The sequence below is a fragment of the Anoxybacillus tepidamans PS2 genome, assembly GCF_000620165.1.
GTDB lineage: Bacteria > Bacillota > Bacilli > Bacillales > Anoxybacillaceae > Anoxybacteroides > Anoxybacteroides tepidamans_A.
The window spans coordinates 150,629-174,504 of the sequence record NZ_JHVN01000002.1; the positions used below are offsets into that span (position 1 = coordinate 150,629).

21 protein-coding genes and 1 pseudogene are annotated in these 23,876 nt (G+C 43.1%); 4 read left to right on the forward strand and 18 right to left on the reverse strand.

Annotation, left to right across the window (positions count from 1 at the left end; all coding sequences use genetic code 11):
- Window position 1 precedes the first annotated feature (1 nt).
- From crcB (N667_RS0103595) to ppx, 4 genes are read right to left on the reverse strand one after another with little or no spacing between them, the layout of a single operon-like run.
- Complete coding sequence (gene crcB, locus N667_RS0103595) at window positions 2-358, reverse strand: fluoride efflux transporter CrcB (protein ID WP_027408311.1); 357 nt, start codon at window positions 356-358, stop codon at window positions 2-4.
- Window positions 355-750 (reverse strand): fluoride efflux transporter CrcB, encoded by a 396-nt coding sequence (crcB, locus tag N667_RS0103600; RefSeq protein ID WP_027408312.1) that lies wholly within the window; start codon window positions 748-750, stop codon window positions 355-357. Before crcB (N667_RS0103600) ends, crcB (N667_RS0103595) begins: the two co-directional genes overlap by 4 nt.
- Window positions 751-759: 9 nt before the next feature.
- Window positions 760-2,847 (reverse strand): RNA degradosome polyphosphate kinase, encoded by a 2,088-nt coding sequence (locus tag N667_RS0103605; protein ID WP_027408313.1) that lies wholly within the window; start codon window positions 2,845-2,847, stop codon window positions 760-762.
- A 15-nt stretch (window positions 2,848-2,862) separates the two neighbouring features.
- Window positions 2,863-4,389 (reverse strand): exopolyphosphatase, encoded by a 1,527-nt coding sequence (gene ppx, locus N667_RS0103610; protein ID WP_027408314.1) that lies wholly within the window; start codon window positions 4,387-4,389, stop codon window positions 2,863-2,865.
- 108 nt (window positions 4,390-4,497) lie between these two features.
- On the opposite strand from ppx, the gene N667_RS0103615 reads away from it, so the two are divergent.
- Complete coding sequence (locus tag N667_RS0103615) at window positions 4,498-4,932, forward strand: YkyB family protein (protein WP_027408315.1); 435 nt, start codon at window positions 4,498-4,500, stop codon at window positions 4,930-4,932.
- Between the two features lie 36 nt (window positions 4,933-4,968).
- Here the strand turns inward: N667_RS0103615 and N667_RS0103620 are convergent, their stop codons facing one another.
- From N667_RS0103620 to N667_RS0103655, 7 genes and pseudogenes are all read right to left on the reverse strand, one after another.
- Window positions 4,969-6,063 carry a Ger(x)C family spore germination protein gene (locus tag N667_RS0103620; protein WP_027408316.1) on the reverse strand — a complete coding sequence of 365 codons (1,095 nt, stop codon included), beginning with the start codon at window positions 6,061-6,063 and terminating at the stop codon, window positions 4,969-4,971.
- Complete coding sequence (locus N667_RS0103625; RefSeq protein ID WP_027408317.1) at window positions 6,060-7,160, reverse strand: endospore germination permease; 1,101 nt, start codon at window positions 7,158-7,160, stop codon at window positions 6,060-6,062. The genes N667_RS0103620 and N667_RS0103625 overlap by 4 nt, the downstream gene beginning before the upstream one ends.
- A gap of 13 nt (window positions 7,161-7,173) precedes the next feature.
- A pseudogene (locus N667_RS18225) lies at window positions 7,174-8,641 on the reverse strand (spore germination protein).
- Window positions 8,642-9,218: 577 nt separating this feature from the next.
- Window positions 9,219-10,124 (reverse strand): chemotaxis protein, encoded by a 906-nt coding sequence (locus N667_RS0103635; protein ID WP_027408318.1) that lies wholly within the window; start codon window positions 10,122-10,124, stop codon window positions 9,219-9,221.
- 150 nt (window positions 10,125-10,274) lie between these two features.
- The gene (locus tag N667_RS0103640; protein WP_027408319.1) at window positions 10,275-10,925 is read right to left on the reverse strand and encodes a glycoside hydrolase domain-containing protein; all 651 of its coding nucleotides are present in this window, start codon (window positions 10,923-10,925) and stop codon (window positions 10,275-10,277) included.
- A 57-nt stretch (window positions 10,926-10,982) separates the two neighbouring features.
- On the reverse strand, window positions 10,983-12,230 hold the full coding sequence (locus N667_RS0103645; protein ID WP_027408320.1) for an ATP-binding protein: 1,248 nt from the start codon (window positions 12,228-12,230) through the stop codon (window positions 10,983-10,985).
- Window positions 12,231-12,361: 131 nt separating this feature from the next.
- Entirely contained in the window at window positions 12,362-13,585 is a 1,224-nt protein-coding gene (locus N667_RS0103655; protein WP_027408321.1) for a DUF346 domain-containing protein, read from the reverse strand.
- Window positions 13,586-13,721: 136 nt separating this feature from the next.
- Between N667_RS0103655 and N667_RS0103660 the strand changes: the two genes are divergently transcribed.
- A complete protein-coding gene (locus N667_RS0103660) occupies window positions 13,722-15,245 on the forward strand; it encodes an MDR family MFS transporter (RefSeq protein ID WP_027408322.1) in 1,524 nt (507 codons plus the stop codon).
- 32 nt (window positions 15,246-15,277) lie between these two features.
- Here N667_RS0103660 and N667_RS0103665 read toward each other — a convergent pair whose 3' ends face one another.
- Both N667_RS0103665 and corA read right to left on the reverse strand, forming a co-directional pair.
- Window positions 15,278-15,832, reverse strand: coding sequence for a TIGR00725 family protein (locus tag N667_RS0103665; RefSeq protein WP_027408323.1), 555 nt, complete (start codon window positions 15,830-15,832; stop codon window positions 15,278-15,280).
- A gap of 17 nt (window positions 15,833-15,849) precedes the next feature.
- Entirely contained in the window at window positions 15,850-16,815 is a 966-nt protein-coding gene (gene corA, locus N667_RS0103670; RefSeq protein WP_027408324.1) for a magnesium/cobalt transporter CorA, read from the reverse strand.
- Between the two features lie 157 nt (window positions 16,816-16,972).
- Here corA and N667_RS0103675 point away from each other — a divergent pair, with 157 nt between their 5' ends.
- Window positions 16,973-17,200 (forward strand): IDEAL domain-containing protein, encoded by a 228-nt coding sequence (locus N667_RS0103675; protein ID WP_027408325.1) that lies wholly within the window; start codon window positions 16,973-16,975, stop codon window positions 17,198-17,200.
- 163 nt (window positions 17,201-17,363) lie between these two features.
- Window positions 17,364-18,515, forward strand: coding sequence for an aminotransferase A (locus N667_RS0103680; protein ID WP_027408326.1), 1,152 nt, complete (start codon window positions 17,364-17,366; stop codon window positions 18,513-18,515).
- Window positions 18,516-18,546: 31 nt separating this feature from the next.
- On the opposite strand, the gene N667_RS0103685 is transcribed toward N667_RS0103680, so the two are convergent.
- The 5 genes from N667_RS0103685 to N667_RS0103705 form a co-directional block, all read right to left on the reverse strand.
- Window positions 18,547-19,521, reverse strand: coding sequence for a zinc-binding alcohol dehydrogenase family protein (locus N667_RS0103685; protein WP_027408327.1), 975 nt, complete (start codon window positions 19,519-19,521; stop codon window positions 18,547-18,549).
- 84 nt (window positions 19,522-19,605) lie between these two features.
- The gene (locus N667_RS0103690) at window positions 19,606-20,373 is read right to left on the reverse strand and encodes a 2-phosphosulfolactate phosphatase (protein ID WP_027408328.1); all 768 of its coding nucleotides are present in this window, start codon (window positions 20,371-20,373) and stop codon (window positions 19,606-19,608) included.
- A gap of 9 nt (window positions 20,374-20,382) precedes the next feature.
- A complete protein-coding gene (locus N667_RS0103695; protein ID WP_027408329.1) occupies window positions 20,383-21,438 on the reverse strand; it encodes a phosphotransferase family protein in 1,056 nt (351 codons plus the stop codon).
- A gap of 151 nt (window positions 21,439-21,589) precedes the next feature.
- The gene (locus N667_RS0103700; protein WP_027408330.1) at window positions 21,590-22,153 is read right to left on the reverse strand and encodes a TetR/AcrR family transcriptional regulator; all 564 of its coding nucleotides are present in this window, start codon (window positions 22,151-22,153) and stop codon (window positions 21,590-21,592) included.
- A 98-nt stretch (window positions 22,154-22,251) separates the two neighbouring features.
- On the reverse strand, window positions 22,252-23,865 hold the full coding sequence (locus N667_RS0103705) for a long-chain-fatty-acid--CoA ligase (RefSeq protein ID WP_027408331.1): 1,614 nt from the start codon (window positions 23,863-23,865) through the stop codon (window positions 22,252-22,254).
- Between the last annotated feature and the right edge of the window lie 11 nt (window positions 23,866-23,876).

The following is a 23,876-nucleotide window of genomic DNA, read 5'->3' on the forward strand; positions in this document are numbered from 1 at the left end:
TTTATAAAAAGTTATAAGCTAGCACAAACAACGCTATACTTCCAAAGATGGACAGAACAATATATATAAAAGCGTATGTATATTGTTTTTCACGCAACAGTTGGATCGCTTCAATGCTGAATGTTGAAAACGTTGTAAACGCGCCAAAAAAACCGATGGTCACTGCGTGGGGAATCTGCCAATGATAATCACGGGTAAATGCCGTTACCATTCCCAATCCAAACGACCCGATTCCATTGACCAAAACCATCGCTAAAGGAAACGCGGGGAAGATGTTTCGCGACATAAACCACTTGCCAAAGCAATAGCGCAAGTACGCGCCGACAGCTCCTCCTAAAGCAATCGTCATAAGATTCATGCCGTCCCCCCCTTTTGTCTCCATTGCCGACTGCAAATCGCAAGTCCCCCCCAGCCGGCGATCAGCCCCGAAGCAAGCGACATTGAAACATACGTAAAGCTTGACCATAGATGCCCATTGATCACCAGTTGAACCGCTTCCTTGCTAAACGTTGACATCGTGGTTAAACCGCCGCAAAAACCAGTGCCGATCGCTGCTTTTAACGTATCGTCAACCGGCTTTTTAAGTGAATAGCCGGTAAGTGTCCCTAAAATGAATGAACCCACAATATTGACAACAAGCGTCGCAATCGGCCATGGCGCATCGATCCACCCATTCACTAAAGAACGTGCGACAGCTCCAGCGGCTCCACCGACTGCCACGGCAGCTCCTATCTTCCAAGTTCCGCTCATATTCCCCTTCTACTCCTCATCTTCTCTTACTCGATATGCTGTAGTAAACAACAATAACTGACTGTCTATTTCTTCCTCATTTTCATCCCGCTTCACGTAATAATAATCACCATTTTTGTCTTGTTCGCGCGCTTTGACATTATCCGAAAGCAAAACTTCTAAAATTTTTATAATTCGCTTTTTTAATTGCTGGGTCAAAATCGGAAATAAAATTTCTATCCGCTTTTCCATGTTGCGCGTCATCATATCCGCCGACGATAAAAACACTTTTTCTTCGCCATTATGATGAAAATAATAAATTCGGCTATGCTCAAGAAAGCGACCGACGATGCTGCGCACGCGGATATGTTCGCTCACGCCAGGAATGCCTGGGCGAAGACAGCAAATACCGCGCACAATCAAGTCAATGCTAACACCTGCTTGTGAGGCCTCATACAGCTTTATAATCAGCTCTTTATCCGTCAATGCATTCATCTTGGCAATAATGCGGCCGTTTCCATAGAGCCGGTGAAAGCGGATTTCTTCGTCAATGAGACGCAGAAAATCACGGCGGATATCAAATGGGGCAATAGATAAATGACGAAAAGCGGGTTTTTCCGTATATCCACTTAAATAGTTAAAAAAATTAGTCGCGTCTTCCCCAATTTCGTGATTGGACGTAATCAATCCTAAATCGGTGTAAAGTTTTGCAGTAGCATCGTTATAGTTGCCGGTTCCTAAATGGACAAAACGTTCAATTTTTTCGTTTTTCTGTCTAACAACGAGTGTAATTTTACTATGCGTTTTTAAATGAGTGATGCCATAAATTACATGACATCCTGATTTTTCCAATTCTTTAGCCCATTGTACATTCCTTTCCTCATCGAAACGCGCTTTCAGTTCTACTAAAACAGTTACTTGTTTCCCATTTTCCGCCGCTCGTTTCAGCGCTTTAATAATCGGTGAATCACCGCTCACCCGATAAAGAGTTTGTTTAATTGCTAAGACGTGTGGATCGTCTGCTGCATTGGACACAAAATCAATGACTGGCTCGAACGATTCATACGGATGGTGAAGTAAAATATCTTGCTCAGCCGCCTTTTCAAAAATATCTTCATCAGAATCCAAATCTCTCGGCGGCTGCGGAATCAGCGCTTCATATATCAAATGCTCCTTATATTTAAACAGCTCTTTGTGAAAATGAAAGAAAAAGGTCAAGTCAAGCGGACCGTTAATCTCGTACACATCTTTTGCATGAATTTCAAGTTCCTCTAACAAATAATGTAAAATAAATGGATCAAATCCATCCTTTCTCATTTCAAGACGAACAGCCGCTCCCCATTTTCGCTTTTTCAGTTCTTTTTCGATCACCTTCAGTAAATCGCGCGCACCTTCTTCATGAATCGTTAAATCGGCATTTCGCGTAATGCGAAATGGCGTTACGGAAATAACCGTATATCCTGTAAACAACATGTCAATATGCGCAGTAATCACATCTTCGAGCAAAATATATACAAATTGATCTTGTTCAGATGGTAGACGGACAAACCTATTTAATACCGAAGGCACTTGGACAATCGCCAATTTTCTTCGCCGATCTTCCTCTTCTTTTTCATCATCAAGCACAACTGCTAAATTTAAGCTCCTATTTAATAACATTGGAAATGGGCGGTACGCATCAACTGCCATCGGGGTGAGTACAGAAAAAATTTGTTCGGTAAAGTACATACGCAAAAATTCATGCTGTTCCTTTGTTAGCACATCGAAAGACACAAGCTGAATGTTTTCCGCTTCGAGCATCGGCAGAAGCGATTCATTATAAAGCTGATACTGTGCCCTGACAAGTTCATGCACTTTCTCAGAGATTTTTTTCAATTGCTGCTTTGGCGTCAATCCCGCTTTATTTTCCGGCTTATTAAAGCCAGCCTTAACTTGGTCCTTTAGCCCAGCAACGCGCACCATAAAAAATTCATCCAAATTTGAGCTGAAAATCGCCAAAAATTTTAGCCGTTCAAGAAGCGGATTTCTTTCATCGAACGCTTCTTGCAATACGCGCTCATTAAAAGCAAGCCAGCTTAACTCCCGGTTATTATAATAATTCGGATTATTTAGTTCCATTTCGCTTCCCCGCCCTTACTTTTGCTGAAAACATAACTCAACAGGCCGTTTAAATATTTTTTCAATATGTTTCTTATTTTTCTCTGCCTGATATTCTTCCGCACGAAAATCACCGCAACAATGTATATTGATTACGATCCCCCCGTCCTGCTCAGACATCTTGATTTGTTCGACAATCTTTCGTTTCGTCTCATTTAAGCTATACACAAATTTTAAAAGCGCTCCAAGAGCGCGAATGCGCCTCTGCTCTTTTTTTGTAAACCAGTCATCAAACGGAGCAATATATTGCTTAAACAGCGGTTTGTTTTTGTAAGAAGCAATTAGTGCAAGCTTTACTCGATCCTTATGCATCAATCCATCAATGGTGCGATTCGCCAGTATATAAAACGTATGCTGACTGCTTGATTCTTCGTCAATATATTGCCCTAGATAAAACACATGTGCTGCCTGTTTCATATCGCACACATCTTCATCCGTAAGGGGGTATAATTGCAGGAAACGAATTTGTTCAACTAGCTGTATAATCAATTTGTTGACGTGTTGAACATCATCTAAACGAACATCATAATCTTGTGCGAGTTCAAAAAAGCTTTCTTGAAGAACATTAGGAAATAATCGCGTACCAAACGGTTGAATCATTTCCTCGTAAAAAATTCCGTCGCGAAGTCCTTTTCGGCTTAACACAAACGAAGAGGCGTCAACCGCGTCGTATAAGACACAAAACACTTCGAGAGCCGGGATAATTAAGTCCGCTCGATCTTTAGACAACCCCTCTAATTTTTGAATTTTTTCAAATGAAAGCTCTGTCAACCGTTTTCGAACCTCTAGCAGGTCCTTTTGTTTCATTTCATATTGGTGAATGCCGGCTAATGGATATTGCATCATAAACTGATGAATTTGGGCAACGTTTCGAGCGCTTCCCCCCGTGGCAACAAGCGGTACATTCTTTCCTAACAGCCACGGCAGCGTCTCAAACTGCTTCTTTAAATAAGAAGAAAGCTGTACAAGCTCTTCACTTGTCGGAATATTACCGGAAACAAATGCTTCCTTGAGCGACAACACCCCAAAAGGAAAACTATGAAATTCGAGCAACTCACGGTCTTTATAGTAGGTAATTTCCGTACTTCCGCCGCCGATGTCGATCGTGACAGCCTCAGAAATAGGAGTGGAGTTGACAACTGCAAGAAACCCATAATAAGCTTCTTCCTCGCCAGTCAGCACCCGAACACGAAAGTCGGTATGAGCTTCTATTAACTCGATAATCTCCTTTTGGTTTTTCGCTTGACGAACCGTCGCAGTGGCTACACATTTTACCCGCTCTAACCGATGATGGCGCACAATTTCTTGAAAGCTTTGCAACGTATCAAGAAGAAGTTCTATTCCGTTCGCCATCAATAGATTTTCAGGTGTTAAATAGTTGCGCAGCCGCACAACCGCTTTTACATTTTCAATTTCCCGAAGCCGCCCACTTTTTTGTCGCTCATAAATAACCAAACGAACCGTATTTGAACCGATATCGATAATTCCATACTTTTCTTTCACACTCGCACATCCTTGCGTTTATTTTATAAATTATATCATGTATTGCAAACAGATGTTCATACTGTATAATAAAAGTACTAGACAAGCCTAACGAAAAGGGGACAAGTTATGGAACGCTTAGAACCAACGATAGACAACTTGGCAAAAGCCATTTTTACTGTAAATCGCCATGCCAAGACTGCACTAAATCCTTCATTTTTGTACCTTCTTAAGAAAAAAGCGATCGAAAAGCTGATCAATGAAGGAAAAGCGAAAAAGGTCGGTCTCCATTTTTCACCGAATCCGCGCAATAGCCAGCAGCAATCAGATGTTCTCGTATCGGTTGGCGAATATTATTTTCACATTCCTCCAACAAAAGAAGACTTCGCGACCCTTCCACATCTTGGCGCTTTAAACAGCTCATATCGCAACCCTGTCATCAGAATGCCACTGTCACAGGCAAAAGCGCTGCTGCAATCGTATACAGGCATCAGTGAAACACGAAAAAAACCATCGGCAAAATCGTATCAAAAACCTATATTCAAACGTCTTGGCGAACGTTGAACACCGAACAAATCGAACGGCTCGTTCGGTGTTCAATTAGTTTACGACCCCGTAGCTAATGATTTTAACTTTCGGCGAGATAGAAATATGCGATTCAGCAAATGCTTCCCCCCAATGATTCTTCACCTTCTTCCAATGGTTGTATTCATAAGCGCGAGCGTACAATCCTAAGCCAAGCGGATCGATTTTGTGCTTCTGAAACTTTTCGATTAATTGTTCCGTCCGCTTTTTTATTTCACTTGCTATCAGTTTTTCTAATTGTTTTTGTATTTTACTAATATCACTATTTGCTATTTGTTCTGTAATGATGACGCCTACATTCATTTGTAAATCAAATTGAAACCTTTCATTTTTATATGCAGTTTTATAACGAAATTTTCCATGTTCGATAGATACGCTCATATTCGCTGCTGTCGGTGGCATGCGAATAGTAATCGGGACAGCTGGCTTGACATCTTTCAAAAGCAAATGAAAAAACGCGCTTTCTTTAGGCGATAAAGATGTGACGTATTTTCCACGACTATCAAAAAGCGCTACGCCTTTGGTGGCCATTTTTCCATTCTTCATTGTCATTTCCGCCATGTACGGGGTGCACCCTTTTTCAAACATCATCCGGTGAAAGTCTAATAAATTGACTTTCACAGTTTGTTTGTCGATGGCGGTATTAATGATTAAATCCCGAAGTGCGACCGCAAGCCGCGGCTTTTCTCTTTGCTTCGAGGTCATAAGCTCTTTTACTGGTCCATCATAAATAATTAAAAGGGCCGTCGTCGAGTTTTTAGGGTCGCGATACATTACGTCTAACAATGGAAACACTGGCGTTTTCCTTGCGAGCTGTTTGCCGATCACGATATTTTGCAGCTTTCCGCCTACCGTCCGGCCTGACGCGAATACATCTACGTTGTATCTTCCTTCCCGCAACGATGTCGCTTTTACTTGAATGACCTCCGTATGCTCTTTCGCATCTTTGTTAAAAACCGGGCTCGATGAATACATATAAAACGTTCCCTTGTTCGACACATCAAGCCCGAGCGTGAGCGTCATCGTCAATGTATCAAGCCTCGTATTGCCCAAACAGCCTGATAGCAATAAAACAGAACAATTTATAAATATGAGCAAACTGCGCTTCATGTGCTTTTTCTCCCTTTCAGCAAGCTATACAGTTTCATGTATAAAAGCATGCAAGGTGGAAATATGTACGCAACAATGGTGCCGGTTTTGCCCCACCATTGTGAAAATACTTTTAAATCGACAAACGGCGGATTGTATAACAACGAAACAACGATGTAAATCGCAATACACACAGTGAGCAGGCCAATATGATGTTGTCGGTTAAGCATGCGGGAAATGCCAAAAACTGCTGTAAAAAGATAGGGGAAGCTTGTTGTTGACAACACAAACAAATAAGCTGCTAAAAACACAATTTCAAACCTCTCCATAAATGGAAACTCAATCGTTTTCAATAGTGACAACGTCGGCCAGAGGTAATGTGTAATTTCATAGGGACTATAAAAAATAAAACAAATGATCGTTACAAACACAAAAGCTGTCAAAGAAATGAGGTTCGCAATCACAATCCCTTTTTTAGCAAGATGTTTTTCTCGTAAAAGCGGGTAAATGAGAAAAACAAGCTCGAATCCTAAAAACGATAAAATCGTTGTTCTAACTGTTTTTATAATTGGGCCCCACCCTTCTTTTAAAACCGGAAGAAGGTGAAGGAAATGACCGTCCTTTAGCGGAATAGCAATTAAAATTGGCATCCAAAGCGTCATATAAAACACGATTTCTGCATAGCGCCCGAGAAAGCGCACCCCATTGCGCACCGCCAAAAAGGTAGGGATCATCAATAACATCATTAAAAAATAATTAGATGTTTGCGGTAAAATCCATACTTGAACTAGGTGAATCGATGTAAAAGTAACCGTCGTAGCCGCCAATGCTGCGTATAGGGAAAATGCAACCGTCATGATCTTTCCAAGCCACTTGCCGAAATAGCGAGGAAGCAGCTCAAAAATCGTATCATTAGGGTGTTTTTCCATAATGTTGATAATAATTAGACTCGCAATCATGGACATCGCCCCTCCGAGAATGATAGCGATCCATCCGTCTGTTCCGCATCCTTTCGCCAAATCGGCCGGTAATGATAAAATGCCGATGCCAATTTGTGCACCCGCAATAAAAAAGATGTATTGAAAAATGGTAATCTCGTTGCTTTGATGTTGCTTCATGATCCAATCTCCATCATTTTCTAGTTTTTTCCTGCCTTTTTAACTGTATCGGACGAGCTGACAAAGGTCGAAAACGCATAGCCCAAAGAGGAAAGCGGACAAAAGTATCCTTCCAATCTCGAAACCGCACTGGCGCAAACGGGTTGCCAAGCGGGGTGCTAAGTGATTGTAAACACGAAAGATGGATTACTAATATCATCAAGCCAATTGACATGCCGACAATGCCAAATAGCGAGGAAACAACCATCATTGGAAAGCGAATCAGACGCACTGATTCTGACATGTCCGGATTCGGAATAATAAACGAACTGATAGCTGTAATAGCGACGATCACGACCATGATATTGCTTACAAGCCCCGCCTGCACAGCAGCTTGTCCAATAACGACCCCCCCTACAATCCCGACCGTCTGTCCGATGGGAGCAGGCAAACGCAATCCCGCCTCCCGCAACATTTCAATCGCTAACTCCATCAAAATGGCTTCCAAAATCGGTGGAAGTGGCACTTGTTCACGCGATTCACCGACAGTCAAAATTAAATTTAAAGGAAGAAGTTCATAATGAAACGAAATCGTTGTAATATATAACGACGGTAAAAAAATGGCCACAAAAAAAAGCGAGCATGCGCAACAAGCGCAAAAATGAGGCAATCATCCAACGCGTACTATAATCATCAACGGTCTGAAAAAAAGCAACAAACGACATCGGGCCAATCATAACGCTCGGCGAACGGTCTACAACGACGACGATTCTTCCTTGCAGCAAATGGCTGACCGCTGCGTCTGGCCGTTCTGTTAACAAAAACTGTGGAAATGGAGAAAACGGGTTATCCTCAATCAATTGCATAAGTTCCCCTGTATTGACAATCGCGTCAATATCCACCTGACGAATGCGGCCCTCCAATTCTTGCAATACTTCTTTCGATGTCACATCTTCCAAATAAAGAAGCGCCACTTTCGTCTTTCCCCTTCTTCCAACTGTTAACTCTTTAATCTTTAATTCACGGTTGGGAAGATAGCGGCGAATAAGAGCGATATTCTTTTCGCCTGTCTCAATAAAACCTTGATGCGAACCTTTGAGCGACGATTCCACTTGCGGTTCAGCGATTGCTCGTTGCGGCCATCCTTGCGTATCTAAAATAATCGCTTCGGCTTGTCCTTCAACAAATAGAACACTCTCTCCTTGAAAAATCGCCTCTTCGACATCCGACCATAACGTCGCATGTTTCTTTTGTCCAATTAACAAGGCTAGATCGCCCACGTTGTGCGCATCGGTTCGTTCAAACAATAGAGGCTGCAACACATTATTATTAATGGAGTTCTTATCGATCAAGCTGTCTAAATATATAAGCAAGACATTCCTATTTAATTGCTGACTATACAATCGACAAACAACTAAATCCGGCGTCTGTGCCCATCTATTTTGAATCGTTTGTTCAATATCGCTCAACGATGGCGGAATCGCTAGCTCCTCCTTGCCCACTCGCAATCGGCCTCCCTCTTTGTTTACCCATTATTATGTATAAAATTTCTGTTTCTATCCTTCTCTCTTACTACTAGGAGCGAAAATGGAAAGAATCCCCCTCCTGCAACATCATCACCACTCTTAGCAACTAAAGAACCCGACAGAAGGTTTGAGAGAATGTAGTTTGAGTTTTTGACCAAGAGTGAAAAGGCACCATAGAAGAAAGGGAAAAGCAGCCTAGTAAAATAGAAATGCTTTTTTTACATAAATGGCTGCTTTACAGGTGCGAGCACAAGCAATTTGTACATAAAAAATAGACAGCCTCTTTCCTAAATAGGCTGTCCAGCTATAATTGATCCATTTTATATTCTTCCGTTAGTACGGGCAGCTTTCTCTGTGTATCCAAACGAAAAACAATTGGAGCATTTTTTAGCGAGCTCTTCCCCACAAAATCGAACTACGATATCCTCCACTTGCCGTTTTTTAAGTGAGCAAACTCTCACAATTTCCTATTAATTAAATGCCTGTATCTATTACTAACAATAATTTCAAAACCATCTATATTGAGAGAGCCAGTGCATCTTAAATAGGCTTTTTATAAAATATGTTTATCGATAATTTTAACGAGCTCGCCGATTTCCGGTTTGCTGACTTGTGCAGTCGCTCCTACTTGATCTCCTTTATGGCGCAGATCATCTGTAATGAGCGAGGAGAAAATAACAACAGGTAATTTATTGAGCTGTTCGTCCTCACGAATTCTTCTTGTTAAATGGTGACCATCCATTTGCGGCATCTCAATATCTGTAATCACGAGCTGCACTTCTTGTTCGATTGGCTTTCCTTCTTTGGTAATCGACTGCAAATAACGAAGGGCATCTTCCCCGTTTTCAAAAAACTCAACGAACACATAACCGGCTTCTGCGAGCGTATCATGCAATAATTTCCGCAATAACGGCGAATCTTCAGCGACGACAATTTTTTTGTCGGAGCGCTCGCGTTTTCCTAGCTTCTTCACTTGCTGCACGTTAATCCCTGTCTCCGGATTAATGTCGACAACCATTTTTTCAAAATCAAGTAATAAAATCATTTTTCCTTCAAGTTTGACAACGCCGATAATTTGACCGTCCAACCCTTGATACATTTGTGACGGCTTTTCAATTTGCTTCCAAGAAATGCGATGAATGCGTGTCACATTATGAACGTGAAACACAACCTTTTGCTGATTGAATTCAGCAACAATGAATTTATCTTGCTGCGGATTGTCAGAAGGCGGAAATCCGAGCGCTTTTGCCATATCAATAATAGGCAGCACCTCGCCGCGCAGCTCAATAATACCTTCTATATTAGGGTGCGAGTGAGGAACCTTTGTAATTGGAACCGGATTTAGGATTTCTCTTACTTTCATAACGTTAATGGCAAACTGGTTATCACCAATTAAAAACTCGACAATTTCTAACTCATTTGTTCCGCTTTCTAGCAAAATTTCCCGTCTTTCATTCATTTTAATGACTTCCTTCCCTGATTATGATGTTATAGCATGTCTGTTTTTATTATATTTTCTTGAGAAAGAAGAAGAAATATTTTTCCTTCATATTTTCTTCTCCATTTCCCTTGATTCGTAAAAAAAAGCTGCCGGTATAAAGGCAACTTTTTAATAAAAAAATTCAAGTAAGCGACGATCAGCTAGGTTCGTATCCACAGGACACGATTCTGCGTCCCGCCCATATTGCCATGCCCACACATTCGCTTTGCAGTTTGGGGCAGCTGGCGCGTATTTGGGCGCTCTTTGTTCTTTTGTTGTTCCGGGTCTTGGAGCTGAGCTCCAAATAATCGATTGCACAGCGATTTGGTTGTTGTTTTGCACTGCTTCACAATACGCTTTTGCAAAATCTCCTTTTGAAGGGTCCGCATACAGTCCCGGACGATAGCCTGTCGGATGGAGCGTTTCCACCCACGCCCGAATCCACGCTTCGTCGACGGCAAAAAAATCTTCAATGTTTGCAAACAGCACTTTGTTTTTTGGAATGCCAAGACGTCGCGCATGAAACACAGCATTACGCGCGGCTACTTGTCCGTTTGCATATCCAGTTGCTTGACGAAATGCGTTATAAATCAACAATATTTTTACGCCATGGTTTCGCAGAAGCGTGATTTCTTGTCCTGTCAATCCATCGGAAACGTTTGGCACATCTGTTAAATAACGTCCCCAAAACTTCGGATAGCCCAATTCATTTCTTACACAATAAAATAGTTGTTCTGTTACTCTCGCTGCAGAATCCACTCCCCAAACCGTTCTCGCCATACCTCTCCTTCCTTTCTCCCTGCACTTTTTCTATATATATGACGTGAACAGTTTGTCTTATTTCATAAGGGGCAATGTAATCTCAACACGCGTGCCTTTTCCGAGGCGGCTTGTATAGTGAACCGTTCCTCCCATCTCACGAATTAAGCGGTTCGCAATCATGCTCCCTAATCCTGTTCCTTTCGTTTTTGTCGTATAGTAGGGAAGACCAATTTTTTTTAATTCTTCGTCTGTCATCCCTTTTCCGTTATCTTCGATTACCACCTTTACTGCTTGCTGTTGCGGAAGGGATTCAGCTGTAATCGTCACTGTTCCGCTTTTGTCAATTGCTTCAATCGCATTTTTAATAATGTTTAAAAATGATTGCTTTAAATACTGTTCGTCTCCCCATACAGAATAATTCCCTCGAACCTTCCATTCAATCGATACGTTAGAGAACGCGCCTAACGGACGAAGCAAGTTAATGCAATCGTACAACACTTTATTTAAATGAATGGAACGGAGGCAAAAATCGGCTGGTTTTGCTAATTTTAAGTAGTCGGTAATAATTTTATTGGCCCGGTCTAATTCTTCTAAAATAAGAGGAGCAAACTGTTCTAGCTGCTTATCCCCAGCATCCTTTTGTAAAAGCTGGATAAACCCCCGGACAGTTGTAATGGGATTGCGAATTTCATGGGCGAACGAGGCAGCCATTTCGCTGACCATTGCTAATTTATCCATATATACCATTTCATCAAATTGGCGATTATAAACCACTAAACGCTCGATTAAAAAAACGATAATGATATATGTCAGCAAAAACATAACAAAGTATATACTATAAAATTCCCATTTTAAAAAGAACACTGTATGAATAATAACGGTAAAATAAAAAACGAAGTAAAGGAGCACAATGATCAATGCGTACCCCCATCTATTTTCCGCTTTTCGATAAAATGGGCGAAACAATAGAGCGATCACAAATGAAACAACCGAAACAAGCACTCCAATCCAAACAAAAGAACCGCCGATCAAGATCCGCCCAACTACTACAACGGCTGTACATATCCCACCAGCCAGCCAACCAATGTACAACGTAACGATTAAAATCACAAGCATACGAAAATCAAAATGTGTGTCACCGAGCGTTTCAATCGGATAAAACATGCATAATACCGCGGCAAACGCGGCAAACAATCCATAAACGATTTGCTGCTTTGTGGTTAACATAAACCGATCGCGAAACGGAAAAAATAAATTGGCATTAAACGTTAATGACAATAATATTGTAATATTAACAATAAGAGGCTTAATCATGAAAATCATTCTTGATTTCCTCCGTTCATCCATACATCGCCCATCATTGTACCATATTCTGTTTCTATATTGTATTGCTTTTTCATCAAAATAAAAAAACACGCCGGCAGCAAATCGATAGCCAAGCGTGTTTTTTGTTTTTAGCTTTTCCAACGGTGGAGCAGTTCATTGCGTTCGCCGCGCGCAAATACATCAAGACGATTTCCGCCCCATGAAACGGCGGCTGGCTCCGATGTAATGCGGCCATCTAAACGAAGAAAATCGCTCCAACGTGTTCCGTCCCAATATTTGTATAAAAGTTCGTTGTCGGCTCCGCGGGCAAACACATCAAGGCGATTCACACCCCTAGAAGCGGCAGCTGGACTTGACGTGAGAGAACCCCCTAGATTCTCCCAATTGCTCCAACGGGCGCCGTCCCACCATTTATGCAACAGCTGGCGCTCCGGACCGCGGGCAAACACATCAATTCGATTCTCTCCCCATGAAACTGCTCCTGGTGCCGATGTAATCACACCACCCAGATTCTCCCAATTGCTCCAACGAGCGCCGTCCCACCATCTATGATATAAATGGCGATCATCCCCCCGCACAAATACATCAAGGCGATTGGCTGCCCATGATGCTACAGCAGGAGTGGAACTTAATACTCCCCCTAAATCCTCCCATTCGCTCCAACGAACACCGTCCCACCATTTATGCAATAACTGGCGCTCCGGACCGCGGGCAAACACATCAATTCGATTCTCTCCCCACGAAACGGCCGCTGGAGATGAAGTTAACATTCCAGATAGATTTTCCCACTCGCTCCAACGAACACCGTCCCACCACTTATGCAGCAATTGCCGGTTCACGCCTCTAGCAAATACATCTAACCGATTGGGGCGCCAAGAGGCAACAGTCGGTCCTGATGATAACACCCCACCCAAGCTTTCCCACTTACTCCACTCTCGCTCTGGTCGATAGCCGATATTCTCTAGAACCGCTCGAATGACAGTTTTCACAATCTGTTCAATTTCATTTTGCGGAATGCGATACGCTTGAAAAACAGTAAACATCCAAGGGGACGTCAATCTTACAGTTTGAAACAATTGCTGAACCCTTTGTTCAAGCGCTCCGCTAACCTCATTTTTATGATTGAGTGTAATTTGCACAATGACGCGAAACATATAGCGCGATACATTGCGCGGAACATAATATTGTTCCAGCTTTGCATATAGAGGCGCGAGCGCTGGACGAATGACGCGCCAAATCTCATCTAACTCCTGATTTCGTTCGCTCTGTTCACGTTCGTAATAGTCAATTAACATTTCAGTAAATCCCGGTACATACGTAGAAAACGCACCGTATGGATCAAGACGGTTCATGATACCCCCTCCTCTGGTCAAAGATCCCTTCACTTTATCGTATGATGCCGTCCAATCGGATAGTCCTTTTTTGTTGTAAGCGTAAAGACTTTGATTATAATAAAGTTATGTTGATTTTTTTTAGAAAAGGGGAAGAATGACAATGATGACGAAAAAAAGCAATAAAAAACTCGTCGTGCTCGGGTTGCTGCTTGGCATTTTAATGGCGGCGATGGACAATACGATCGTCGCTACGGCCATGGGAACGATCGTTTCCGAACTTGGCGGGCTTGATCAATTTGTTTGGGTCACGTCAGCCTATATGATCGCCAGCGTAGCCGGCATGCCGATTTTCGGAAAACTCTCCGACATGTACGGACGAAAACTTTTCTACATATCTGGATTGACACTATTTTTAATTGGTTCCATTCTTTGCGGTCTTGCCCAAGATATGGTGCAGCTAAGCATTTTCCGGGCAATTCAAGGTCTAGGCGGGGGAGCTTTAATGCCGATTGCCTTTACGATCATGTTCGATACCTTTCCGCCGGAACAGCGCGGGAAAATGTCTGGACTGTTCGGAGCTGTGTTTGGCATCTCCAGCGTATTCGGTCCGCTATTAGGTGCTTATATCACGGACTACATCGACTGGCGCTGGGTATTTTACGTCAACGTTCCACTGGGGCTTGTGTCGCTTGGTTTGATTGTTAAGTGCTATTTTGAATCGCTTGATCGCCGCGAACAAAAAATCGATTGGTGGGGCGCCATTTTGCTTGTATCTTCTGTTCTCTGCCTCATGTTTGCGCTCGAACTAGGCGGAAAAGAATACGATTGGGATTCATTTGTGATTATTAGTTTATTTGCTGGATTTGCTGCCTTTCTTCTTTTATTTTTATGGGCGGAAACAAAAGCGAAAGACCCTATTATTCCGTTCCATTTATTTAAAAGACGGCTATTTGCGGCCGCTCAGGGAATAGGATTTTTATATGGAGCGACATTCATTCTTGGAACGATTTTTATTCCGATTTTTGTACAAGGGGTATATGGAGGAACGGCAACTAACTCTGGTTTGATTTTAACGCCGATGATGCTCGGTTCTGTCGCTGGCAGCCAAATTGGCGGGCGTCTTGCGGCGAAAACGTCATACCGCAACTTAATGATTGCATCCGGCTTTATATTCTTACTTGGCATTTATCTGCTTAGCACCCTTTCTGCTGATACCGCTCGCTCGGCTGTTACCATCTATATGGTCATTACGGGAATGGGAGTTGGATTTTCCTTTCCTTTATTAAGCATGGCTTCGATCCACGGCATTGATGTGCGTCAGCGAGGATCAGCCAACTCAACGAACACGTTTTTCCGTTCTATCGGCATGACATTAGGGGTCACGATTTATGGAACGATTCAAAATCACCTATTGATGAACAAATTAGAAAAAGCATTGCCGATGATGAAACAATTTAACCCATCTGGCGATTCGCGGGTTCTGCTCTCAAAAGAAGCTCGCTCGCACATTCCTCCGCAAGTGCTCGATAAAATTATCAATGCTTTATCAGACTCGATTGCCACAATGTTTGCTTGGGCCGTTATTCCGGTCGTGATTGCGATTATCCTCATTTTTCTAATGGGACCGGCACGCTTAACCGACCAATTCGCTGCGCAATCGAAAGGAGCAAACTCATAAAAAATGGGATTCCTGTTATAGGAATCCCGTTTTTATTCGCCGATCCGCCCTGTATTTTTTTCCTCATCGAGCGGTTCTTCGATTCGTTTGAACGCCAACTCCACCGCCGCCTCAGCTGAGTTACAAAAAACGATTTCAACAGTGCGTCGCTCGTCCAAATATCCTCCTTCGAAAGCCGCTTCTTTTATTTTAGTTGCCCATCCCCCGGTTGTTTCAATAATCACAACTGGTTTTTTGTTCATATAGGCAGCAGACAACTCCCCAAGCGTACCGTTGCCGCCGCGAATCATAATAAGAGCATCCGATGAATGAACGAGGACGATGCTGCGGAAATCAAAATGAAGCCCCGTTGTAATCGGTACATCTAGATAATCGTTGGCGACGTCCGTACGGTCGCCCGCCAAAATTCCAATTACAAGTCCTCCTGCCTCCTTCGCTCCTTTAGAAGCTGCTTCCATCACGCCACTGCCGCCTCCAGTGAGCAGCACCGCCTTCCTCTTGGCAATTTCGGCTCCTACTTGTTCAGCAATTTTTCTTACTTCTTCAGGAATATCCCCTGATTGTCCAATCACTGCAATTCGTTTCATTTATAGTCTCTCCCGTTTCACCGATTTCCTTTATGAAAACGAAACCAACCTTTTTTCTTGAACCAGAAAAACATTGCTATTGCGATCAATGCCATCACGACAATTACCGCAAAATAACCATATTTCCAATGCAATTCTGGCATATACTCAAAATTCATTCCGTACACTCCAGCAATGAACGTTAGCGGCATAAAAATCGTCGTAATAACTGTTAATGTCATCATAATTGTATTCATCCGGTTCGAATTCAATGACAAATAACTATCTCGAATATCAGACGTGATATCTCGATTAGCCTCAATCATTTCTACAAGCTTTAAAAGATGATCATAAATATCATGGAAATAAATATGCTGTTCTTTCATGCGCGCAAGCCGGTCAGAATTAATGATCCGATACAGTAAATCGCGCATCGGCACAATCGTTCGCCTGAGCTTCGATAAGTCCCCGCGAATGTCAAACACTTTTTCGATAATTTCTTGAATCGTTTCGTCGTTCGTATTTTCTTCAAGATCGTTTAACATATCTTCAATGCGATAAAGCGGTGGAAAATAATCGTCCACGATTTTATCTAAAATATGATACATCACATGGAATGGACCTGCTTTAAAATGCTTTTCATTCTGCAGGCGTTCCCATACTTGATTAATCCCCGAAACAGGGTGTTTATGAAACGATACAAGAAAATTTTGTCCGATAAATAAATCGACTTCCTCAGCCTCTAGCGTCGCTTGATTGATTGAATGCACGATCACAAACAAATACTGTTCATAAAAATCAAGCTTGGGACGCTGCACAAATTCTAAACAATCCTCAATCGCTAGCGGATGGAAATGAAAAAAATCCGCAAGTAACCTTGCTTCTTCATCTGTAGGCTCATGAAAGTCGACCCAATACCAAGAAACGTCCGGTTTGTTTAAAAACTCAAAGGGCACATCATAAATAACTTCAAAATCTTTTGTAATAGCACACGTTCGGATCATCGTATCCACCCTCCTTTACATATGATAACCGAAAAAACGTCCATTGTTTGAAAAAATTACTACCTTTCTATTTATCAAAATTTTCTTTACATTTGCATTAAAAAAGAAGATAATATAAAAAAGGGAATCTCTCGTTCCCGAACAAGGGGGAGTCATTATGTATGAAAAACAATATCCTCACGAAGGAATTATGATGTTTGGTCAGTCGGAAGAAAAAAATAGCTACGGCTCTCTTGCTGAAAAAATTCTTGAACAAGCGATCTTCCTTTATCAGAAAAATAAACTAATGGAAAAAATCGATGAAGCGTTATCGAAAAAAAATAAGGATCTATTTTTAGAGTTGTCCGCTCAATATAATGAATTGCTAAAAAAACACGGAGCGTAAACGGGAGCATAGAAAATGGTGGAATGTGAAGCCTCACAGAAACATAGCATTCTGACGTGTGGATAGGTGAGCCACTTCTTCATAAATGATAGAAGAAGGCTCACCTTTTATGTTTTCCGTGATACAATAAAAAAAAATCTTATGACGGAAGGGAGGACCTATTGTGGAACACCTCATTCATCCACGTGTCAAAAACATTGAAATTTCAGGGATTCGAAAATTTTTCAACATGGTGGCTGACCGGCCAAACTTGATTTCCTTAACGATCGGACAGCCGGATTTTCCGACTCCCGAGCATGTGAAAGAGGCTGGGAAGGAAGCGATCGCAAACAACTTTACCACATATACTCATAACGCTGGAGTGCCTGAACTGCGCCAAGCGGCCTGTCGTTTTGTCCTTGAAAAATACGGACTAAATTATCATGAACAAGAAGTCATTGTCACGATTGGTGCAAGCCAAGCGATTGATATCACCTTTCGCACGATTTTAGAAGAAGGTGTCGAAGTGATTTTACCGGGTCCGGTCTATCCAGGATATGAACCAATTATTCGCATGTGCGGAGCTGTACCTGTATATGTTGATACGCGCGACAACGGGTTTCGCCTTTCAGCTGAACTCATCGCTCCATACATAAACGACCGGACACGTTGCATCGTTCTTCCGTACCCTTCGAACCCAACAGGGGCCACATTGTCTGAGCAGGAACTTGCGAAAATCGCCGAACTGCTTGAAGGCCGTCCAATTTGGATTGTATCAGACGAAATTTACAGCGAACTCGTTTATGATGGAAAGCATCACTCGATCGCTGCGCGGCTCCGCAATCAAACGATCGTCATTAACGGGTTAAGCAAATCCCACTCGATGACAGGATGGCGAATTGGATTTGTCTTCGCTCCAGAATTTTTAATCAAGCATATGATTAAAGTGCATCAATATAGTGTATCATGTGCCACTTCCATCTCGCAAAAAGCGGCGTTCGCCGCCTTGACAACCGGAAAAGACGATGCCGAAGAAATGAAAAGACAATATAGAGAACGGCTCGAGTATGCATACAAACGTCTCGTCGATATGGGGTTGTCAGTGGAAAAGCCGACTGGCGCGTTTTATTTGTTTCCATCTATTCATTCGTTTGGACAATCGTCCTTCGATTTTGCCCTCGATTTGGTAGACAAAGCTGGAGTAGCGGTCGTTCCCGGCAGCGCATTTTCCCAATACGGGGAAGGCTACGTGCGGCTTTCATATGCGTATTCCCTTGAAACGTTGAAGGAAGGTTTAGATCGAATGGAACAATACATTCGGCAATATCAAAGGTGAGAAGCGGATCCGCTTCCCACCTTTTTATTCATTACGGCACGAGAATGAGCTTTCCGTACGTTTCTCGTGCCTGCAATAAGCGATGGACATCTGCCGCCCGTTCAAGCGGATAAACACCGCCGATCATCAGCTGAACAGCGCCAGTTTGTACATATGCCAGCAACTCTAGCAAGCTTTGTTGATACAAATTCTTCTTTCGCATGATTTGCGGCAAAAAGAATCCGATCACTGATATGTTTTTCCCCATGAGCGCCGCTGGATTCATCCTCGTAAATTGTCCGCTTGCTACACCATATACAACAAGACGGCCAAATGGAGCTAAACATGCAAGCGTCTCATGAAACACCGCACCTCCTGCCATCTCCAAGGCAAGATCAACCCCATTGCCATCTGTGTTTGCTAATACCTCTTCTTTCCATCTTTCTTTCGTATAGTCTATAGCGATATGAGCCCCAAGCTTTTTCACAAGCATTCTCTTCTCTTCGCTACTTGCCGTGGCGATGATTTTCCCTGCACCAAATATTTTGGCTAACTGAACAGCAATCGTCCCGACTCCTCCAGCTGCCGCGTGAACTAATACCGTTTCTCCTTCTTCTAGCCTCCCCATCGTTTTTAAAATGTGAAAAGCGCTCAAACCTTGCACAGGGAGAGCGACCGCAGTCTGAAAATCAAGACCGTCTGGAAGCGGAATAATGCTTCGCTCATCAACAAGCACATATTCGGCATATCCTCCGGATTCAATTAAGGCAACAACTCGCTGTCCACGTTGCACCGAAGTGACATCTTCGCCGACTTCGCATACGACCCCCGCAATTTCTGTGCCTGGAATGAATGGAAGCGGCGTTGGAACCACATATTTTCCTTCACGACGCGCCGTATCCGCATAATTGACACCGATCGCTTTGACTTCAATGAGAACTTTTTTCCCTGATGGCTTCGGTGTTTCTGTCTCCATCATCTGCAAAACTTCCGGACCGCCGTATTCGTTAAACTGTATCACTTTCATTTTTATTTCCCCTTTCCATTGCTTTCTTAATACGGCAACTCGGCAACCCCCTCGCATTGTTTGCAAGTTTTACCTACGTAAATTTCATGCGGGAAACGGGCGGGTGGCCGCGTCGAACATTTCTCCTCCCCATTTGGTGACTTCAAATATTGGGATGACTGAAAGGACCCCATGCTGGCTAATATAATCTATTTCTTTTTCAAGTCCGCATGCCGCCATCCATTTTCCTACACGAGAAAGCCGCAGTATCGTCTTTCCTTCGCTTATAGTACGATAGTTTTGATATAACAAAAGAGCCGCCAGCGCTGAATCGGAAAGCTCATCAACAGAAACGCCATTTTCTAGTAAACATGAGATAAAATAGCCCGCTCCATAAAAATCCTCTAAACAAAATCTCCCTGATGTGCCCGAACATATCAAGACAACTGTTTCCGACAAATGGCGACGGACAATATACTGGGCAAGAGCACGGCTATTCAACAAACTTCCAGCATATAGATATTTTGCCTGCGCCGCCTTTTGGATCGCTACTGTCCCATTCGTAGTCGATAAAATGACCGTTTTTCCTTGGCAGGCATATTGAAGAGAAAGCGGGGCTGGAGAAGAGAAGCCGTCAATTATAGCCCCCTCATACTCTCCCACCAGTTGATAGCTGCCATTTGGCAACTGGTTCGCTTTCTCTCTCGCTTCTTCCTCATTCCGTACGGGGAGGACAGAAGCCGCTCCAAATGACAATACGGCTGTGATCGTCGATGTAGCCAACAAAATATCAAAAACAACCGCTACGTTCCCGTTAACCAAGTTCGTTTCATCCATTTCTTCCTTTCGAAATAAAAGGTGAACCTTTCTCATCTGCTCACCTCAACCGATCGTCAACTGCCACGCATGCTGAATGAGCGACTGAACAAAATCTCCAAATTTACTAAAACGTTCGTCAGTTGTCTGTCCGCGGCGGAACCGGTAATAAATTTGCTGGCAAATGACAGCCAATTTGAAATAGGCAAACGTCAAATAAAAATGGATGTTTGAAACATCACGCCCGCTTTTTTCTGCGTACGCTTCGATGAACTCCTTGCGGGAATAAAAACCTGGGCATACAGTCACTGGCGGTTTGCCAAACCCATTTTTTAATAGAGGCGGATCGTCGTCTTCAATCCAATAGCTCATCGCAACCGCTAGATCCGCAAGCGGATCGCCAACGGTCGCCATTTCCCAATCGAACAAGCCAATCATTTTCGTCAAGTCATCTTCGGCAAATAATGCATTATTTAGCTTATAATCGTAATGAATAATGGTCGCTTCGCTTTTTTGGGGAATGTGGCTTATAAGCCAATTCACTAAAGTTTCTGCTTCTTGAATCTCATCTGTTTTCGCGCGTTTATATCGCTGAATCCAGCCGTGCACCTGCCGCTCCATAAACCCATCCGGCTTCACCATTTCGACTAAGCGCGTCTGTTTATAATCTAATTGATGCAATTGTACAAGCGTCTCGACCATCGTTTCCGAAATGCGACGCCCGATTTCTTCCGTTGGTTCGATATGCGATGGAAACTCAGTGTCAAGCACCATTCCCTTTCTTCGTTCCATTAAAAAAAATGGGCTTCCGATAATCGATTCATCATTGCAAAATAAAAGCGGTTTCGGTGCGAGTGGAAACAATGGATGAATTTCTGTAAGCCACGTGCACTCTCTCTTCATATCATGCGCTTTTGGGGCAACCGGACCAAGCGGCGGACGTCTGAGCACCGCCTCCCACTCACCGATAGAAATCAAATATGTTAAATTGGAGTGACCGGCTGAAAACTGCTGAACATGTACAATTCCTTCCGGCAGATCATGTATCGCTTTTCGTAAAAAACCAAGTAATCTTTCAACGGGCAGCTCTTCCCCTTTGCGCACAGGAATGATCGCTCCCATTCCTTTTGCCCCCCTTTATTGCTGAACTAGATTTTTACTGACCGGTTAGTATTTGAACCTCTCCCGCCTATTCGCGTTCCTCCTTGAAGCGGGGGTCTTCTCGCTTATCTATGATAAAAATGTTAGCTGCGCGGAAGCAGCCGAACTGTCGCTATTTTTCAATGCCCGACAATAAAATTCTTACCATTTGTCTGGCTACTTCCGCATCGCTGTAATCACCATCCGGCTTAAACCATTGATAGCTCCAATTGGCTGCCCCCAAAATGGTCAGCGTCGCAATTTTGGGAATTAAATCTTCGCGAAACTCTCCTTCTGCCATTCCCTGCTCGATGAGAGCCTGTACGCCATAACGGAATTGATCGCGTTTTTCTTTAATGTTGTGCAAATGCTCTTCGCTTAAGTGCCTCATTTCACGAAAGAAAATGCGCGCCTGCCGGCCTTGTTTTTCAATGTTGTGAATGAGCATGTAAACGATGTCAAACAACTTTTCTTTGGCTGTTTTCGATCGATCTTCGGCAATTTCCTTTTGTTTTTCTAGCAATCCTTCAATATAACGAAGATGAATATCCATTAATAATTCTTCTTTGCTTTTAAAATAGTAATAAAACGTTCCTTTCGTAACCCCCAATGCATCTACAATATCTTGAATCGACGTATCGCTAAATCCTTTTTGCTCAAACAGCGTCATGCTGATGTCGATAATTTTTTCTTTCACGCTCTTCCACCTTTCTACCTTGCTTCTTCCCGACATTATATCATACAATCTATTGATAACGAAGGAGTATAGGAGACTGCGGAAGAGCGCTTGCTCCCTTATTTGGATTGGGCTGCTTCCTCCCGGAGAACGCGCCGCAAAATTTTCCCAACATTCGTTTTCGGAAGTTCCTGACGAAATTCTACAAGACGCGGTACTTTATAAGATGCTAAATTTTGACGGCAATAGTCGATAATTTCTTCTTCGCTCGCTGTTTTTCCGTCTTTTAACACGACAATCGCCTTCACTGTTTCCCCGCGATATTCATCTGGCACACCAATGACCACCGCTTCCTTTACCGCGTGGTATTCGTAAAGTACTTCTTCCACTTCCCTTGGATACACGTTGTAGCCGCTTGCGATAATCATATCTTTTTTCCGGTCCACAATCGTCACATATCCTTGCTCATCCATCGTCGCTAAATCTCCTGTATACAACCATCCATCCCTAAGTGCAGCCGCCGTTTCTTCCGGCATATTCCAATACCCTTTCATCACTTGCGGTCCGCGAATGACGAGTTCCCCCATCTCTCCCGGTTTCACTTCTTCTGTGCCTGTTGCCACATCAACCACTTTATACTCTGTCATCGGCATCCCGATGCCGATAGTTCCCGGTTTTCGCTCCGCAAACGGTGGATTGCAATGCGTCACTGGAGACGCTTCCGAAAGCCCGTATCCTTCTAATACAACCGCTCCTGTCTTTCGCTCGAACTCCCGCATTAATTCGACCGGCATCGGCGCGCTGCCGCTGTTGCACATTTTAATGCTTTCAATGCCATATTGTTCGACGTTCGGCGTGTTGGTAATCGCTACATACATTGTCGGTACACCGGGAAAGGTAGTTGGCTTTTTCTCTTTAATCGTCTCAAGCACTTCTTTTAAGTCAAAACGCGGCAATAAAATATTGGTGGCGCCCACATAAATCGCCAAGTTCATTCCTGATGTCATGGCAAATACGTGAAACAGCGGAATCACCGTTAAGTATCGCTCGGCTCCGTATTGAATCGTGTCTTTGAAAAATTCGGCGCATTGCATGACGTTGGCCACTAAGTTCCGATGCGTCAACATCGCTCCTTTCGAACGCCCTGTCGTTCCGCCTGTGTATTGCAATACAGCAATGTCATGTGCTGGATCGACGGGTACCGGTCGCACTTGCCCATCGCCTTGCGTGAGAAATTGATCAAATGCAATATCCTGTTCAAAAGAAGCAGCAGACGGCTGAAGGCTGACAACAATGGCACGTTTAACAGCTGTATTGCTTTGCACCGCCTTTAAGCGCGGATAGAGCGCATCATAAATGATGATCGTTTCTGCGCCTGAATCTTGCAATAAATAGGTCAATTCTCTTTCTACAAGCATTGGATTGACTTGAGTGACAATGGCTCCGATGCGCAAAATGGCATAATAAGAAATGACATATTGCGGGCAGTTCGGGAGCATAATCGCTACACGATCTCCCTTCTGTATCCCTAGATTTTGTAAATTGGCAGCCAATTTTTCCACCATATAAGCTAGTTCTTTATAAGTGATTTCTTTATTGTAGAATGAAAGAGCTATGTGACTATTGTACTGTTTAGCGCGGTCCATTAAAATGTCACATAACGTAATGTCCGGAATAGCAAACTCGGAGGCAATATGGCTCGGATACAGTGTAAACGCTTTCTTTCCACTCATTTTTTTCCCTC